Source organism: Clostridium sp. (assembly GCF_016650095.1).
Lineage (GTDB): Bacteria > Bacillota > Clostridia > Clostridiales > Clostridiaceae > Clostridium_AD.
Window position 1 is genome coordinate 1 of record NZ_JAENWL010000047.1, and the last position, 14,528, is coordinate 14,528.

A 14,528-nucleotide genomic window follows, 5' to 3' on the forward strand; every position below is an offset into this window, starting at 1 on the left:
CTTCAGTAGCTGTAGTAATATTTGTAGGTGCCCCTGAGGATCTTTGTCCATTCCAATTTCCCATTTCAGATCTTTGTGGCATTGAAGCTTTTATTTTATCTACTTGAGTTTGATTCAAAATACCAGCAGTTACAAGAGCAGCAAATATATCTTCATGCGCTGGTCTATTAGCTTTCATATAAGCTTCTTTTTGGGTAATAGTCATAGTATCTAATTTAGCTTTTTCAGCATCTTCTTTAGTTTTTAAAAATGCTGTTACTTGATCAGACTTCGCTTGAGTGATAACTTTAGCAGTAACTTGTGAATTTAACATAGCGGCTAAAGGATTACCCTGCTTCATACCTTGACTTGACCTACCAAATTGACCACCCTTATCTTTTCTGTCTTCGTTTTTTTGTGGCATTGCGGCTTTAATTTTAGTAGCTTGATCTTGAGTTAAAAGGTTTGCAGTCACAAGTTCAGTTATAATATTTTCTCTAATAGGTTTATTAGCTTCCATATATGTTTGTCTTTCGGTAACGGTCATAGCAGCTAATTTAGTTTTTTCTGCAGCCATTTTTACTTTTTCTGCCGCTTCTTTAGTTGTTAAGAATGATGTTATTGCTTCAGACTTGGCCTGAGTTATAGTTCCAGCAGTAACTTGCGCCTTTAACACAGATACTAATGGATTGACCCTTTGCTTGTCGCCTTTAAGTGTAAAAGCATTACCTTCTCCTTGATGTTTACCAAATGACTTACTAGATATCTTAGTTTTTGGTGTAGTAGTTGATTTAGTAGATGATGCAAATGCAACAACACCAGTTGAAATTATTAAACTCCCTGTAATACCTACTACAAGTAATGTACGATAAAATTTATTTTTTAACATGTAAATACCTCCTCTAAATCAAATTAAATATTTTATATTCTCATTACATAAATATAAGTTTTTAGTAAGGCATCTACGTGACAAATTTATGAACTTACTGTTAAATTTTCCACTAATGTTCATCAACAATAGCAAAGGTGTACCTGAAAACAATAAGTCTTAACTTGCAAATAACTATATATATATGTATAATTAATCCATGATTAATCCATGATAATAATATGAAAGAACAGTGACTATAAAAGCTACGATTTATAAATTTCGTAAGAGAGCCAATGGTTGGTGAAAATTGGTGAAATTTTAGGTCTTTCCACTTTTGGAGCTGTCGATGATAAATCGAAAGGTTAGTACCCTTTATCCTACTTTTGAGTGGTTGGTTCTTATTAAAGACCAGCAATTTGGGTGGCAACGCGGATTACTTTCGTCCCAGTTATATAAGGGAGGGAGTTTTTTATTTTTTGATTTAAAAGTAACGATATTATTTACAAAAATTAGGAGGGAAAATATGTTAGATATAAAATTTGTAAGGAAAAATCCAGAAATTGTTAAGAAAAACATAAAAAATAAGTTTCAGGATAATAAGCTAGAGTTAGTAGATGAAGTAATTGCGTTGGATACGCAGCTCAGAAATTCAAAGCAGGAGGCAGAGGTTTTAAGAGCTGGGAAAAATGCAATTTCAAAGAAAATCGGTGGCTTAATGGCTCAGGGAAAAAAAGAAGAAGCAGAAGAAATGAAGAAACAGGTTGCAGTAGACTCAGAACATTTAGCTACACTCGAAATACAGGAATGTGAACTAGAAAAAAAAGTTAGAGAAATTATGATGATTATCCCAAATATAATTGATTCAAGTGTTCCAATTGGTAAAGACGATAGTGAAAATGTGGAAGTTCAGCGTTATGGTGATCCTTTTGTACCTAATTTTGAGATTCCATATCATACTGATATTATGGGTAAATTTAATGGTATTGATTTGGAAAGTGCTAGAAAGGTTGCTGGTAACGGATTTTATTACTTAATGGGTGATATTGCGAGACTTCATTCGGCTGTGATTTCTTATGCGAGAGATTTTATGATAGATCGCGGATTTACATATTGTATTCCACCTTTCATGATTCGTAGTGAAGTTGTAACTGGAGTTATGAGCTTTGCAGAAATGGATGCTATGATGTACAAAATCGAAGGTGAGGATTTATATTTGATTGGAACTAGCGAACATTCTATGATTGGTAAATTCATAGATACAATATTGCCAGAAGTATCTTTACCTCAAAAATTCACTAGCTACTCACCTTGCTTTAGAAAGGAAAAAGGAGCTCATGGTTTGGAGGAAAGAGGAGTATATCGAATTCATCAATTTGAAAAGCAAGAAATGATTGTTGTATGTAAACCAGAAGACAGTATGAAGTGGTATGACAAGTTATGGCAAGATACGGTGGATTTATTCTGTACTTTGGATATACCAGTGAGGACTTTAGAGTGCTGCTCAGGTGATCTAGCAGATTTAAAGGTAAAATCTGTGGATGTAGAAGCTTGGTCTCCTAGACAAAAGAAATATTTTGAGGTAGGAAGCTGTTCTAACTTGGGTGACGCACAGGCACGTCGTCTAAAAATCCGCGTAGATGGTGAAAATGGAAAATACTTTGCACATACATTAAACAATACCGTAGTCGCACCCCCAAGAATGTTAATTGCCTTTTTAGAGAATAATTTAAATGAGGATGGTTCTGTAAACATTCCAGTTAAATTACAGCCATATATGGGCGGCATGACAGTGATTAAATAATAAAAACAGCAGCGTATTCAATTAAAGAATTGATGCGCTGCTGTTTTGCATATATAGTTACAAAACTACTTTGCTTAAGCTAGATCCCTTTGCAAAGAAACGTTCGATATTCTTTTCAACTGTAGGATCAGAAATTAATGGAGGAGCATGGTGCGGTTTCGTTCGTGCATCAATGATCATATTATCACAGGCCCAGTGTTTGTTTTCATAATAGCTATTAACACCATAAATATCATGTGAAGGGTTACTTTTCGTAAATGTCGCCCATAAAAAGTTTTCAAGTGAGCAGCTCATAAATGAACTGTCATCGCAAAGGATAATCATTGGACATGTTGGCATCGCACCTTTTGATTTAACTTCTAAGCATAACTCGTCTAATTGCTTTTGCGCTTCTTCATAGCTTGAAAATGCGGGCCCATTTATGGCGACAATCCCTGGCATTACTAAAATTGGGTTTTTGAAATTTAGTAAATCTTTCAATTGTTCTGGCACATCACTACATAAATTTCTCTTTTTATCACCGCAGGCGGCAATTACCACTTTGCTGCCTGTATTTAAACCCGTTCCCGAATAATCAAGAGTATCAATTGTTGTATTCGTTTGAAAATGGATGTCACGATGAAGATCGATTCGTTCAAGTATATATGTTAAGAATTCTATCTCCTTGTGGGTATCCAATAGTTGATCTTCTTCAGCCGTAATAAATAAATATTTAGCTAGACTAACTTGCCCTGTTCCTAAAATTCGGTTGGCGATGGTGAGAATTTCAGCTGGTTGTTTGACCTTTTGGTACGGTGTGTATCGTTCGCTTCCAATGGCAAATAGCAATGGATGAACTCCCGCTGCATCTACAGCATGGACTTCTCGCACACCAGGAAATTCATACCTTACCGCATTACCTGTTAACTCATGGACGAGATTACCGAAAGAAGTATCCTCTTGAGGAGGACGACCAACAACTGTAAATGGCCATATTCCCTTGGACCTCGCGTATACTTTATGTATCCTCATTAAAGGGAAATCATGAATAAGACTATAATATCCAATGTGGTCACCAAAAGGTCCCTCCGGTTTTGTTTCACCTGGATGAATTTCACCTGTAATGACAAAATCAGCATCGAGACTAATACAATAACCATCAACATAAGAGTAACGAAAATTACGTCCTGAAAGGAGTCCTGCAAAGGTCATTTCACTCAGTCCCTCAGGTAAGGGCATGATGGCAGCTAGCGTATGGGCAGGAGGACCTCCTATAAAGATGCTTACTTTAAGCGGAACACCAAGTTTGTTTGCTTTCTCTTGATGAATGCCGATTCCACGGTGCGTTTGATAATGCAAACCTACTTCTTTATTCATTTCATAATCGTTGCCACTAAGTTGAACACGATACATTCCTAAATTACTATTCATAATTCCAGGTTTTTGTGGATCTTCTGTATAAACTTGAGGCAAAGTAATAAAAGCCCCTCCATCTTCTGGCCAATGGTGAATAAGTGGAATGTCGGAAATCTGTATTTCATTGAACCCAGTCAATTTATTATTCGCTTTTTTAAGGGGTAGTGCCTTTGAAGCTGCCCATCCTGTACTTAAATGTTTAAAGGGATTTTTAAGTACACTCATTGGATTATTGCGTACCGCAATCACTTTTTTTGTTGCCTCTAACGTATTCCTAAAAATAAATTTACTTCTCTCTAGTGTCCCGAATAAATTTGATACCGCTCTAAATTTCGAGCCTTTAACATTTTCAAATAAGAGTGCAGGTCCACCAGCTGCGTTAACTCTCATATGTATAGCTGCCATCTCAAGGTTCGGGTCAACTTCTTCATGTACCCTAATTAATTGGCCAGCTTTTTCTAAATCAAGAATACATTCTTCCAAACTATGATACATTTATTCAATCCTCATTTCTTTATTAAAATTTAATTATACACATTTTAATACCTTTAGTTAATTTAGATTTATCTCCATAAAGTTAGAATCAATTTTACTAACATCAATTATATTATATACGATTCTTAGCAGTCTATAACAATTTTATTTCATATAATGAAATTGCAGCTGATTATAGTTATACTATCATCAAATTCTGTAGGCAAAGTATGTCGTGTAATAGACTTGTATACTGACTTGTTATTTACTTGAATGTCCTTTATATAAATGAAAAACGTATGCAAAGAATTTAGTAGCAAAAATTTGATCAAATCATTATAATAGGAGATAATGAATGATGAAAAGCCGTAAAAGTATTCACATACATAAAACAAAATCTTCGACATAGTTATTTTATTAGTATATAATAAAGGTTTCTTTGACAAATTTAATGGTAGATTTAAAAAATCTATAATGTTAGGATAAGATAACGGAACTTTTAATTAAAAGATAGATATATTTATTATATTGGAGGAATTATTATGAAAACGAATGAATTGCCAAAGTATTTTAAAGAAATTGATAATGAACTATGGTTTGAGGAAGTTGAAGTTGAGAAAAAAAATTTGAAAATAACTTATAAAATGAATAAATGTTTTTCATATTCAAAATCCCCTTATCAAGAAGTAGCTTTGATTGACACCGCTGCATTTGGACCTTGCCTTGTGCTTGACGGGGTAATGCAGACGACTTCTGCAGATGGTTTCATATATAATGAGATGATTACTCATATTCCAGTACTTACTCATAAAAATCCGCGAAATGTATTGGTAATTGGTGGAGGAGACTGTGGAGCAGTGAGAGAATTATCAAAGTATGATGAGCTTGAGACAATTGATATGGTGGAGTTAGACGAAGTAGTAACAAAAGAATGCATAAAATACCTTCCGCAAATAACTGGAGTTTCTGATTTTGATAAAAGAATAAATTTTAAATTCGGAGACGGGGTTGAATATGTAAAGACTACTGATATTAAGTATGATGTAATAATGGTTGATTCACCGGATCCAGAAGGTCCTGCAAAGGATTTGTTTGGAGAAGAATTTTATAAAAATGTAAAGAAATCATTAAATTCTGACGGAGTAATGGTATGTCAAAGTGAATCGCCAATGCTTCACCGTAATATAATTGAGAATACAAGAAAGATATTAAAGAATAACTTTAAATTTGTAAGGACATATATAGCATTTGTTCCCACTTATCCAGGAGGATTATGGAGTTTTACAATGGCTTCGGATGTTTATGACCCTATCAATATGGATGTAAATAGATTGCCACAAGAAACTCGTTATTTAACAAAGAAAATAGCTAAATCTTGTTTTGATCTTCCGAATTTTATTAGCGATCTAAAATAGAAGTAGGGGATGATTTAAAATGAATGATACCTTGAAAATTTTCATATTAGATAACGTTAAATAAATAAAAGCTGTTAGAAATGAATCTTAAGTAGTAATAATATATGTTATGTTAAACAAACAAAGAGGGCAACATATTATAAACTAACAAAACTTAACTTACAAGGAAGAAGTGAGGTGTATAAAAATGGAACTTATCAATGGCATATTTAATAAGAAAACTCAAAAAGTAATAAATGATTATAAAGATAAACTCCCTGAAGATATACAATACATTGATTCATATCTTGAGATAATCAAATTAGCATTAGTGAAGAATAATATTACTACTGTTGAATTATTTTATTCATTTGATGGCAGAGAATTATTTGATAAGATCAAGAATGAAAATTCATCTAAAAATATTTTAGTTTTATACAAAGGACATATTGACGATCTAATTGCAAAAAATGGATTTATTAATGTATATCACTCAAAACGGGGTATTTACTCTTTAGTTATTTTTCAACACCAATTTATATATGAAGAATTATTTGGAGTTGAATTATGGAATGATGGAAGTTCAACACCTCATAAAATACATACATTTAACTGTTACATTTCAGAAAAAATCAATTATTTTGCTGGAATGAAGTGTGAAGTTATGGGTATAGGTATAGGAAATATCAACAAGAAGCAGTATGAAAATTTGATGGAAGATTATCATAACAAAGTTAAAATACCCAAAAATAAAACAACCCCAGGTAAAGTAGCAATATATACAGGCATTGCATCTACAATTGGGGCTGGGTTGCTTGTAGGATTAAAATTATGGTCAAAAAAAGATAAAAGATAATATAGAAAATTATATATTTAATAAAAAATCACGCTTATCCTAGCGTGATTTTTTTACATGAAATTTAAGCTGAGTGCTCTTTATTCTTGTAAGTATTTAACTGTGTAGTATATTAAGAATGCGGGAGTGGTGTTGTCTGCTTATTTATCAACTAATTCCCTTGCTACTATTATTTAAGGATATATAAATGATATAATAAGAAGTAAAAAGTAATTCTAATTTATTAGTATAGCTAGCTTATTCAAAAGTATTGAGGAGAGGAATATTACGATATTTATGAGGATTAATCTATTTGAAGATTTTTACTCTACTTTCTAGGGGGGGTGTTCAAAATGAAATTTCAAAGGTATCAAATTTTTGCAATGGCAATAGCTTTTATATTTATATTTTATGGTATCGCACAATCAATTTTCAAGTTTAATGTAAATAAGAATATTGTTGATACTATATCTTTTATACTTATAATGGTTGCGGGTGGTTTAATACTTAACGGTCGTAAGAAAAAATAGAATTCTGTTTCATAATTGAATTGATGGTATACCCCAATTACTCAAATATTTTTAAGATAATAACTGAAAATTTTCAATAAAAAAGAAGCTGAATAATCTAAAAGTACAATTTTAGGTATTCAGCTTCACATTAGGTGGTTTAGGTTCAAGGTTCAATTGGAGTAGGTTCATTTTGTTTTCTTAGACCATACATCATATCAACTTTCATTCTTGCAGCTAATAACTGTATTATTGCAATATCAATAAACTCAGGGGCTGCATTTTCAAAATTCTGTTCGGCTTGTTGCAATTCCTTAATAGCTTGAGTAATTCCAGTAGTCATAGTTTCTATCTCCCTATATATATAGATTTAATTTACTATATATATGCATCGAAACATACTCAACCGGTTTAATTTTCACGTCCGGAAATTTATGCTCTATGCATCGATCTTCAACCGTTACTATACTTGTATTGTACACTTCTGCCATCTTTAAGAATATCCATTTACAATTAGACTGTATTTTATAAGGTATGTTCTAAAAATAAGCTTTAGACCAATATATTTACATGGTAAGTTAAACTAAAAGCATTCTAAAAATATAAAAAATCTGGATTTAGTATCCAGATTTTAGTAGTTTTTATATAATATGAAAGCATATGTGGACAGATTTTACTTGTTAATATTTTAAAAATTGTGGCTAACTATATATCTTTCAGCCATTATGCCTGCAACTGCACCATCTGAAGCAGCTGTTACCACCTGACGTATGAGTTTAGTTCTTATATCACCAGCTACAAATACACCTTCAACATTTGTTTTAGTATCCTCAGAAGCAATAATATACCCCAACTTGTCTACAGTAATTTGATGCTTAAACATTGCTGACATAGGCTCAGTTCCGATGTACACAAATGCTCCCTCTGTAGGTATTTCTGAAACTTCTTTAGTATTTTGGTTTTCTATAACTACACTAGTAAGTGCATGACCTTCACCATTAACTTTTAAAACTTCAGAATCCCAAATCACATCAATTTTTTCATTCTTAAGAGCGCCTTCTTGTGCAGTTTTTGAGGCTTTTAAAAAACTATATTTGCTAATTATAGTTATATGGGAAGCAAACCTAGTTAAAAATACGGCTTCTTCTACTGCAGAGTCACCTCCGCCAATCACTACAATTTTTCTATTCTCATACATTGATCCATCACAGGTAGCACAGTAATGAATACCTTTCCCTTTAAATTCATCAGCATTTTCAGCAGGAAGTGATCTTGGCTTTGCACCAGAAGCAATAATCACTGCCTTTGCATAATACTCAGTATCTTCAGTACGAAGATATTTTATGTTACCCTTTAAATTTATTTCAGATATTTCCTTTAAATCGTCAATAATTGTTCCAGAAGAAATAGCTTGCTCTCTCATGTTTTTTATTATTTCTTTTCCTTTCACAACCCCTGGAGTACCTGGATAATTTGCAATATGATAGGTGGCTGCTACCTGACCTCCAGGAACACTTTCATCAACAATAACAGTTTTCATCTTAGCCCTTGAAGAGTAAATAGCAGAGGATAAACCTGCAGCGCCAGCACCAAGAATTAACACATCGCAATCCACTCTTTTTGTTTCTTCATTAGGAAGTACCTCGCCAAGTATTTCTTCAATAGCAATTCTAACTTGAGGCTTATTCAAAAACCCATTGAGTCTTAATCCAACTTCTTTTCCATCCTTATAAAAAAGTACAGTAGGACTACTAGTTACATTTATACTTTTTGCAAAGTCCTTGTTTGCCTGCCTAAACATTTTTACAAATTTTATATGCTCTCCATATTTAGACTCCATCTTCTCATATATTGGAGCAAGAACCTCACAAGGAGCACAATCTTCTGAATAAAAATCAATAATCACAGGTTTAGAGCTTTCAAGAACTTCTTTAGTAAATTCCTCTGAATTAATGTGGGGTATTTTTTCACTCATATATAAACATCCTTTCAAATTTCATAAACTATAGCATATTTTTCTTAGGTAAATAAGGACACTTAATGCCAATACAATCCTTATTATTTTTATATTGTTTGCAAATATAATTTGTCTTTTCCATATCATTAAAATATTTAGTTGTATTTATAAAGGATTCTATAGAAGTTATTGAATCCCGTTTACAACATCTTGGACCACCGTGTTTACTAATTTCAATTAGTGCATATCCTGTTGCAAGGTTTGCATTGCTTCGCTGCGCCTTTGACATTGGAGTTACACCTTCTATGATAGAAACTGCAGTTCCTGTACCAACAGCTGCTCCACAGCTTCCGTTAAAGCCACAACTTCCACCCTTTGTATCTTTTCCTCGTCTTATAGCTTCCTTTATTTTTGAAACCTGACGATTACCAGTTTTATTCTGATAGGCAGTTACTAAAACTGCTGGTACAATACTGTGGTACTCAGGACCATGCATATTTAAATTAGCTAATTCAAAAATTTTTTCAGCGAGTTTGATTGGATCTTGGAGGCTACTTTCAAGGAGAATTTGTTCCACAACTCCAAGGATTTCACTACTGTGACATTTATCACAAACAAAGTGATCATTAACACATTTAACATTTGTTTCTATAATCGAACCACATATCATACATTTTTCAAGGGTTAAGGTCTCTGGAGTATAAATAAGCTTACCCTCACAAATTACACATCCTGATTTTATTTCATCTGGTTCACAGGAACAACAGCTACTATTTTCTGATTTTAGTTCGGGTGATTCTATTAGTTCAACTTCTTCAACTTCTTCTTCCATAGCTTTAATTTCATCTATATAATAATTGACTCCCAGGTCTAGCAGTTCCTGTATTGGCCGACAGTCCGGTGAAAGTATTTCTCCATTATTATGATTAGCTGCCACAACTCCACATCCACCACCGCATAAAGCATCATAGCTGCAGTTTTTACATTTAGGAATTGTAGAAACATTTCTGTTTTGCCAAGTTTCTATAGCTTTGTTATTGAGATCAACTCGCGGCCAGAATTTCCCTAGGAGATATTCTTCCCTCCCACAACTTGCTGTACAACCATAGATGTCTCCGTTTAGGTCAAATACCCATTCAGTAGTGGCAGCAGGACAGGTATCGAAGGTAGCCATATACATTTCACCAGTATCTACAAGGTGACGGATACCCTTGAAATCAGGTCTATGAAACTTTGAAAGCACAGGGTATTGTTTGCTCATTAATGCGAATTCACCCCATAATGTAATCTGTGTCATAAGATGCTGTGGTTTTGCATAACACTCAAACAGTTCATAATTTCTTCCTATATGTGTTTTAAAAAGTTCTGGTGGCAAATCAAGCCATCCTTTACTATCAAGGAATTCTGCCAAATTGACCATATCTTTTATGTTTTTAGTGTCTACAACAGACCTAAGATTCACTGGGAACTTATTATTTACCGCAGCTTCCATGCCAGCTACAATCTTATCAAAGGTACCCTTTTTATTGGCAGTGGCTCTTCTGCTATCATGAACTTCCTTGTAACCATCTAAAGTAAATTGAATTTCTTTTATCTTAGCTCTCTTTAAAATATCTACATACTCTGCAAAGTCATAGCCATTAGTTACCGCAGAGAGTTCATAATCATCTTCTACACATTTATCTACTATATATTCAATTATTTCTCTTTGAGCTGGGGAGTTTATAAGTGGTTCTCCACCGAATAAAGTTATAAAAGGCTTTTGAGTACCACCTTTAAATCTTTTTCTAGCATGATCAAAGAAAGCATCTACTATTTCCTTCGATATCAAAGTAGGCCTTCCGTCTATGCCATGCTGAAAACAATATGTACAGGCAAGATTACAGCTATAAGTTGGCACAAGCATTAGTTGAACCATTGAATTATCGATTTCCTGGTTAAAGGCTTTAAAGGCGGAATCTATAACTTTTGTTTCATCTACTAAACTATTATATACATAGCCTCTTTCTACCATATAATCTTTAAATTCACTATTTACATCTATCTCGTTTTCTAAATCTAAAAGCATATTATGCTCATTTTCATTCATTATGTCAAAGCTCCCTGAAATAGGGTTTAGTATTGCATATTCAGGCGTTTTTGAAGCTTCTATTTTCACAAGTATATTATTTTTTGCAAGAATCATTAATATTCCTCCATTATTATAATTTAAGGCGGCAACTATTGCCGCCTTATTTTAAATTATTAATCGTGACATCCAGCAACGATTTTTGAAGATTTTGAACAGCACTGTGCTGTTATAAACTTAGAACAACAAGCCTTTTTTTCAGCTTTTTTAGTTACTTTTTTCATGAAATCACCTCCTTAAATAAACTAATTTTTATAGGCTAGTATAGTTAGACTAATAAAATCATATCCATTTTTTAAATACTCTCTACGTTTAAGTATCTCAATATTTTCAAAACCAGCAGACTTAATACTTTCTAGATATTCTTCTTCAGTTATTGATCCTCCGAAACACTCCGCCCAAGCCTCTGGGTCATTTTTTACCTCTTCTGGAAGTGGATATTTTGTTACAGCATCAGATATAACAAATTTGCCGGAAGGTTTAAGAACTCTATATATTTCCTTATAAACCTGCACCTTACTTTTAGCGTGATTTATAACGCAACTACTCATGACAGAATTAATGCTTTCATCATCATAGCTTAAAGCGTCTATGTCTCCTAGGGTAAAAACAACATTCTGGGTTCCTAGTTCCTTAGCTCGTATTTTTGCTTTATTTATCATTGCTTCAGTGATATCCAGACCATGAACTATCCCTTTTGGTCCAGTTAATAAAGAAGCTTGAATTGTATCCTCGCCACGTCCACAACCAAGGTCAAGAACTATTTCACCTTTTTTTATATGTAAAAAATCAAGGTTACTTCCACAACTTAGATTACAGCTACTTTTACTTTCTTCTGTATATCTTTTTTGTGTCTTTGTTTTAATTTCTAAAGAATTATCCATTGCGACATACCCCCTGTGGGTATATAATAACATTAAGAATTAATAAATACAAGACATAAATTAATGGATTTTTATAGATCTTACTTGAAATTTATATTGAAAAAAATAAAAGAATAAATAGGAGTTGATCACATGGATTGTACTAATTGTATCTCTAAAAGTTGCCGTAAGCTGTTGCCTTGCGTGGACAATAGTGAAGTTTATATTGATAGGTATGAAGAAGCTGAGAACAATGAATATATAATAAAAGCATCTTCACTTGTAGATAATGGTAAGGCAGGAAAACTAAATAGATTGGAGGAGATAGCTTTTTATTGTAAAGCTAGTAAATATAGCAAGATAGGGATAGCCTATTGTTATAGCATGGACAAGGAGGCTGTAAAACTAAAAGAATATTTAACAAAGGATGGTTTTGAATGCTTAATGGTGGCTTGTACAGTGGATGGCATAAGTGAAAGTAGAGTAAATAAAGCTAAAGAAAAGCAAATAGTTTCCTGTAATCCTCTAGGGCAGGCATATTATTTAAATAAAAGTGGTGCCCAGTTTTTAATAATAATGGGACTCTGCCTTGGCCACGATATATTACTTCAAAAGGAGCTTAAGGTTGATTTTACTACCTTTATTGTTAAAGATAGAGTACTACGACATAACCCTATTTTAGCTTTATATGAGGGTAAGTTACCTGAGGATATTTTTCTAGAGCAGCTTACTGATAATATGAACATCATAAAAAGTGAAGAACTTAAGGAAAATTTAAAGTTTAAGGTATACCTAGAAACTACCTATATCATAGATTTAAGAAGGGGAGAGGACTATAACACCGAACATATAGAGGGTGCCTTAAATATAAATTTGAAACAACTACCTATTGTTTATAAAAGTATTATTCCAAATAAAAATAAAGAAATAATACTCTACTGTAATGATGGGATTCAATCTGTATATGCTGCAATGTATCTATCTTTAAAAGGATATAAAACGGTTAAAAGTCTAAGTGAAGGGTATTCTAGTTACAAAAGGAAACTACGTAGTTAATCAAATATCATTAAGAATAAGTAGTAACCATTAAAAATAATTATTTAAAATGATAATGAGAAAAATATTTGACAATAGTACTAGTTAGTACTATATTATTAGTATGGATAAAGAAAAAAAAACTTATGGAGAATTAGTAGATTTAAATTTAAAAGCATTAATAGCATTAAGTAGATCTAGTCATAGTGTTCACAAAAGAGAATATAAAACTATCAAAGAGGGAGGCTTAACAGTTTCACAGTTCGCAGTACTTGAGATATTGTATCATAAAGGAGATTTAAGAGTATCTGAAATATTAGATAAAATTCTTTCCACGGGTGGGAATATGACTGTTGTTATAGATAATTTAGTTAAGGGAAATCTCGTTAAGAGATGCACTGATCCAAAGGATAGACGAGTTAGTTTAATAAGTATTACTGAGGAAGGAAGAAACCTCATAAGTGATATATTCCCAAAACATTTAGAAAATATAAATGAAATTTTTAGCAACTTAACATACGAGGAAAAGAAAAATTTAATAAGTTTATTAAAAAAATTATCAGGTGTATAAATATGTACACCATATAATTTGACTATTTATTACTAATTAGTAATATAGTTAGAATGAAATTGGAGGAATAATAATATGAAAAAAGATTTTTACACTGCTGTAGCGGACAGACGCTCGGTTTATGGAATTAGTAAAGAAAAGGTAACAACAGATGAGGTAATTAAAGAAGTTATTGAGCATGCCGTGAAGAATACACCATCGGCATTTAATTCTCAAAGTGCAAGAGTAGTTTTATTGTTAGAAAAACATCACGATAAATTATGGGATATTACAAAAGAAACTTTAAGGAATATAATTCCTGCAGACCAATTTGCGTCTACTGAGGATAAAATAAATTCATTTCATAATGGATATGGTACAGTTTTATTCTTTGAAGATGTTACTGTAATCGAATCCCTTCAGAGTCAATTTGCGCTTTATAAGGACAATTTCCCTGTTTGGTCCCAGCAATCAAGTGGAATGCACCAATACGTTATATGGACTGCCTTAGAAATTGAGGGCTTTGGTGCATCACTACAACACTATAACGAACTCATTGAGGATGAGGTAAAAAAAGAATGGAACGTGCCAAACAACTGGAAACTTATTGCACAAATGCCATTTGGAAAACCAACAGCTCAAGCTGATGAAAAACAGTTCCAACCATTAGAAGAGCGTATTATCATATTTAAATAATATGTACTTTAGCTAACCAATAAATAATGATACCCCTGATC

General features: G+C 32.8%; 13 protein-coding genes. 7 read left to right on the forward strand and 6 right to left on the reverse strand.

The features are described 5' to 3' along the window. A partial coding sequence (locus tag JJE11_RS04740) for a hypothetical protein (protein WP_291633148.1) occupies positions 1-868 on the reverse strand: 868 nt, incomplete at its 3' end. A gap of 505 nt (positions 869-1,373) precedes the next feature. Here JJE11_RS04740 and serS point away from each other — a divergent pair. Continuing rightward, positions 1,374-2,651, forward strand: a complete 1,278-nt coding sequence (gene serS / locus JJE11_RS04745; protein ID WP_291633149.1) for a serine--tRNA ligase — start codon at positions 1,374-1,376, stop codon at positions 2,649-2,651. Positions 2,652-2,708: 57 nt separating this feature from the next. Here the strand turns inward: serS and JJE11_RS04750 are convergent, their stop codons facing one another. Further along, the gene (locus JJE11_RS04750) at positions 2,709-4,541 is read right to left on the reverse strand and encodes a UbiD family decarboxylase (protein ID WP_291633151.1); all 1,833 of its coding nucleotides are present in this window, start codon (positions 4,539-4,541) and stop codon (positions 2,709-2,711) included. A gap of 521 nt (positions 4,542-5,062) precedes the next feature. On the opposite strand from JJE11_RS04750, the gene speE reads away from it, so the two are divergent. The 3 genes from speE to JJE11_RS04765 all read left to right on the forward strand — a co-directional run bounded on the left by speE (position 5,063) and on the right by JJE11_RS04765 (position 7,279). Continuing rightward, positions 5,063-5,935 carry a polyamine aminopropyltransferase gene (gene speE, locus JJE11_RS04755; protein ID WP_291633153.1) on the forward strand — a complete coding sequence of 291 codons (873 nt, stop codon included), beginning with the start codon at positions 5,063-5,065 and terminating at the stop codon, positions 5,933-5,935. Between the two features lie 187 nt (positions 5,936-6,122). After that, the gene (locus JJE11_RS04760) at positions 6,123-6,770 is read left to right on the forward strand and encodes a hypothetical protein (RefSeq protein WP_291633155.1); all 648 of its coding nucleotides are present in this window, start codon (positions 6,123-6,125) and stop codon (positions 6,768-6,770) included. Between the two features lie 332 nt (positions 6,771-7,102). Then, a complete protein-coding gene (locus JJE11_RS04765) occupies positions 7,103-7,279 on the forward strand; it encodes a hypothetical protein (protein WP_291633157.1) in 177 nt (58 codons plus the stop codon). Positions 7,280-7,424: 145 nt separating this feature from the next. Here the strand turns inward: JJE11_RS04765 and JJE11_RS04770 are convergent, their stop codons facing one another. The 4 genes from JJE11_RS04770 to JJE11_RS04785 all read right to left on the reverse strand — a co-directional run bounded on the left by JJE11_RS04770 (position 7,425) and on the right by JJE11_RS04785 (position 12,227). After that, on the reverse strand, positions 7,425-7,601 hold the full coding sequence (locus JJE11_RS04770; RefSeq protein WP_291633159.1) for a hypothetical protein: 177 nt from the start codon (positions 7,599-7,601) through the stop codon (positions 7,425-7,427). 345 nt (positions 7,602-7,946) lie between these two features. After that, the gene (locus JJE11_RS04775; RefSeq protein ID WP_291633161.1) at positions 7,947-9,233 is read right to left on the reverse strand and encodes an FAD-dependent oxidoreductase; all 1,287 of its coding nucleotides are present in this window, start codon (positions 9,231-9,233) and stop codon (positions 7,947-7,949) included. Between the two features lie 28 nt (positions 9,234-9,261). Continuing rightward, positions 9,262-11,400: a DUF5714 domain-containing protein gene (locus JJE11_RS04780; RefSeq protein WP_291633163.1), complete on the reverse strand. Its 2,139-nt coding sequence runs from the start codon at positions 11,398-11,400 to the stop codon at positions 9,262-9,264. A 188-nt stretch (positions 11,401-11,588) separates the two neighbouring features. After that, positions 11,589-12,227: a methyltransferase domain-containing protein gene (locus tag JJE11_RS04785; protein WP_291633165.1), complete on the reverse strand. Its 639-nt coding sequence runs from the start codon at positions 12,225-12,227 to the stop codon at positions 11,589-11,591. 132 nt (positions 12,228-12,359) lie between these two features. Between JJE11_RS04785 and JJE11_RS04790 the strand changes: the two genes are divergently transcribed. The 3 genes from JJE11_RS04790 to JJE11_RS04800 all read left to right on the forward strand — a co-directional run bounded on the left by JJE11_RS04790 (position 12,360) and on the right by JJE11_RS04800 (position 14,487). Then, positions 12,360-13,262: a DUF1847 domain-containing protein gene (locus JJE11_RS04790; protein ID WP_291633167.1), complete on the forward strand. Its 903-nt coding sequence runs from the start codon at positions 12,360-12,362 to the stop codon at positions 13,260-13,262. Positions 13,263-13,365: 103 nt separating this feature from the next. After that, positions 13,366-13,812: a MarR family transcriptional regulator gene (locus JJE11_RS04795; RefSeq protein ID WP_291633170.1), complete on the forward strand. Its 447-nt coding sequence runs from the start codon at positions 13,366-13,368 to the stop codon at positions 13,810-13,812. A 75-nt stretch (positions 13,813-13,887) separates the two neighbouring features. Beyond that, a complete protein-coding gene (locus tag JJE11_RS04800; RefSeq protein ID WP_291633172.1) occupies positions 13,888-14,487 on the forward strand; it encodes a nitroreductase family protein in 600 nt (199 codons plus the stop codon). Positions 14,488-14,528 lie beyond the last annotated feature (41 nt).

Bases quoted from the DNA above. Each gene is read 5' to 3' on its own strand.
- serS (WP_291633149.1), top strand. From the start codon at position 1,374: ATGTTAGATATAAAATTTGTAAGGAAAAATCCAGAAATTGTTAAGAAA.
- JJE11_RS04750 (WP_291633151.1), bottom strand. From the start codon at position 4,541: ATGTATCATAGTTTGGAAGAATGTATTCTTGATTTAGAAAAAGCTGGC.
- speE (WP_291633153.1), top strand. From the start codon at position 5,063: ATGAAAACGAATGAATTGCCAAAGTATTTTAAAGAAATTGATAATGAA.
- JJE11_RS04760 (WP_291633155.1), top strand. From the start codon at position 6,123: ATGGAACTTATCAATGGCATATTTAATAAGAAAACTCAAAAAGTAATA.
- JJE11_RS04765 (WP_291633157.1), top strand. From the start codon at position 7,103: ATGAAATTTCAAAGGTATCAAATTTTTGCAATGGCAATAGCTTTTATA.
- JJE11_RS04770 (WP_291633159.1), bottom strand. From the start codon at position 7,601: ATGACTACTGGAATTACTCAAGCTATTAAGGAATTGCAACAAGCCGAA.
- JJE11_RS04775 (WP_291633161.1), bottom strand. From the start codon at position 9,233: ATGAGTGAAAAAATACCCCACATTAATTCAGAGGAATTTACTAAAGAA.
- JJE11_RS04780 (WP_291633163.1), bottom strand. From the start codon at position 11,400: ATGATTCTTGCAAAAAATAATATACTTGTGAAAATAGAAGCTTCAAAA.
- JJE11_RS04785 (WP_291633165.1), bottom strand. From the start codon at position 12,227: ATGGATAATTCTTTAGAAATTAAAACAAAGACACAAAAAAGATATACA.
- JJE11_RS04790 (WP_291633167.1), top strand. From the start codon at position 12,360: ATGGATTGTACTAATTGTATCTCTAAAAGTTGCCGTAAGCTGTTGCCT.
- JJE11_RS04795 (WP_291633170.1), top strand. From the start codon at position 13,366: ATGGATAAAGAAAAAAAAACTTATGGAGAATTAGTAGATTTAAATTTA.
- JJE11_RS04800 (WP_291633172.1), top strand. From the start codon at position 13,888: ATGAAAAAAGATTTTTACACTGCTGTAGCGGACAGACGCTCGGTTTAT.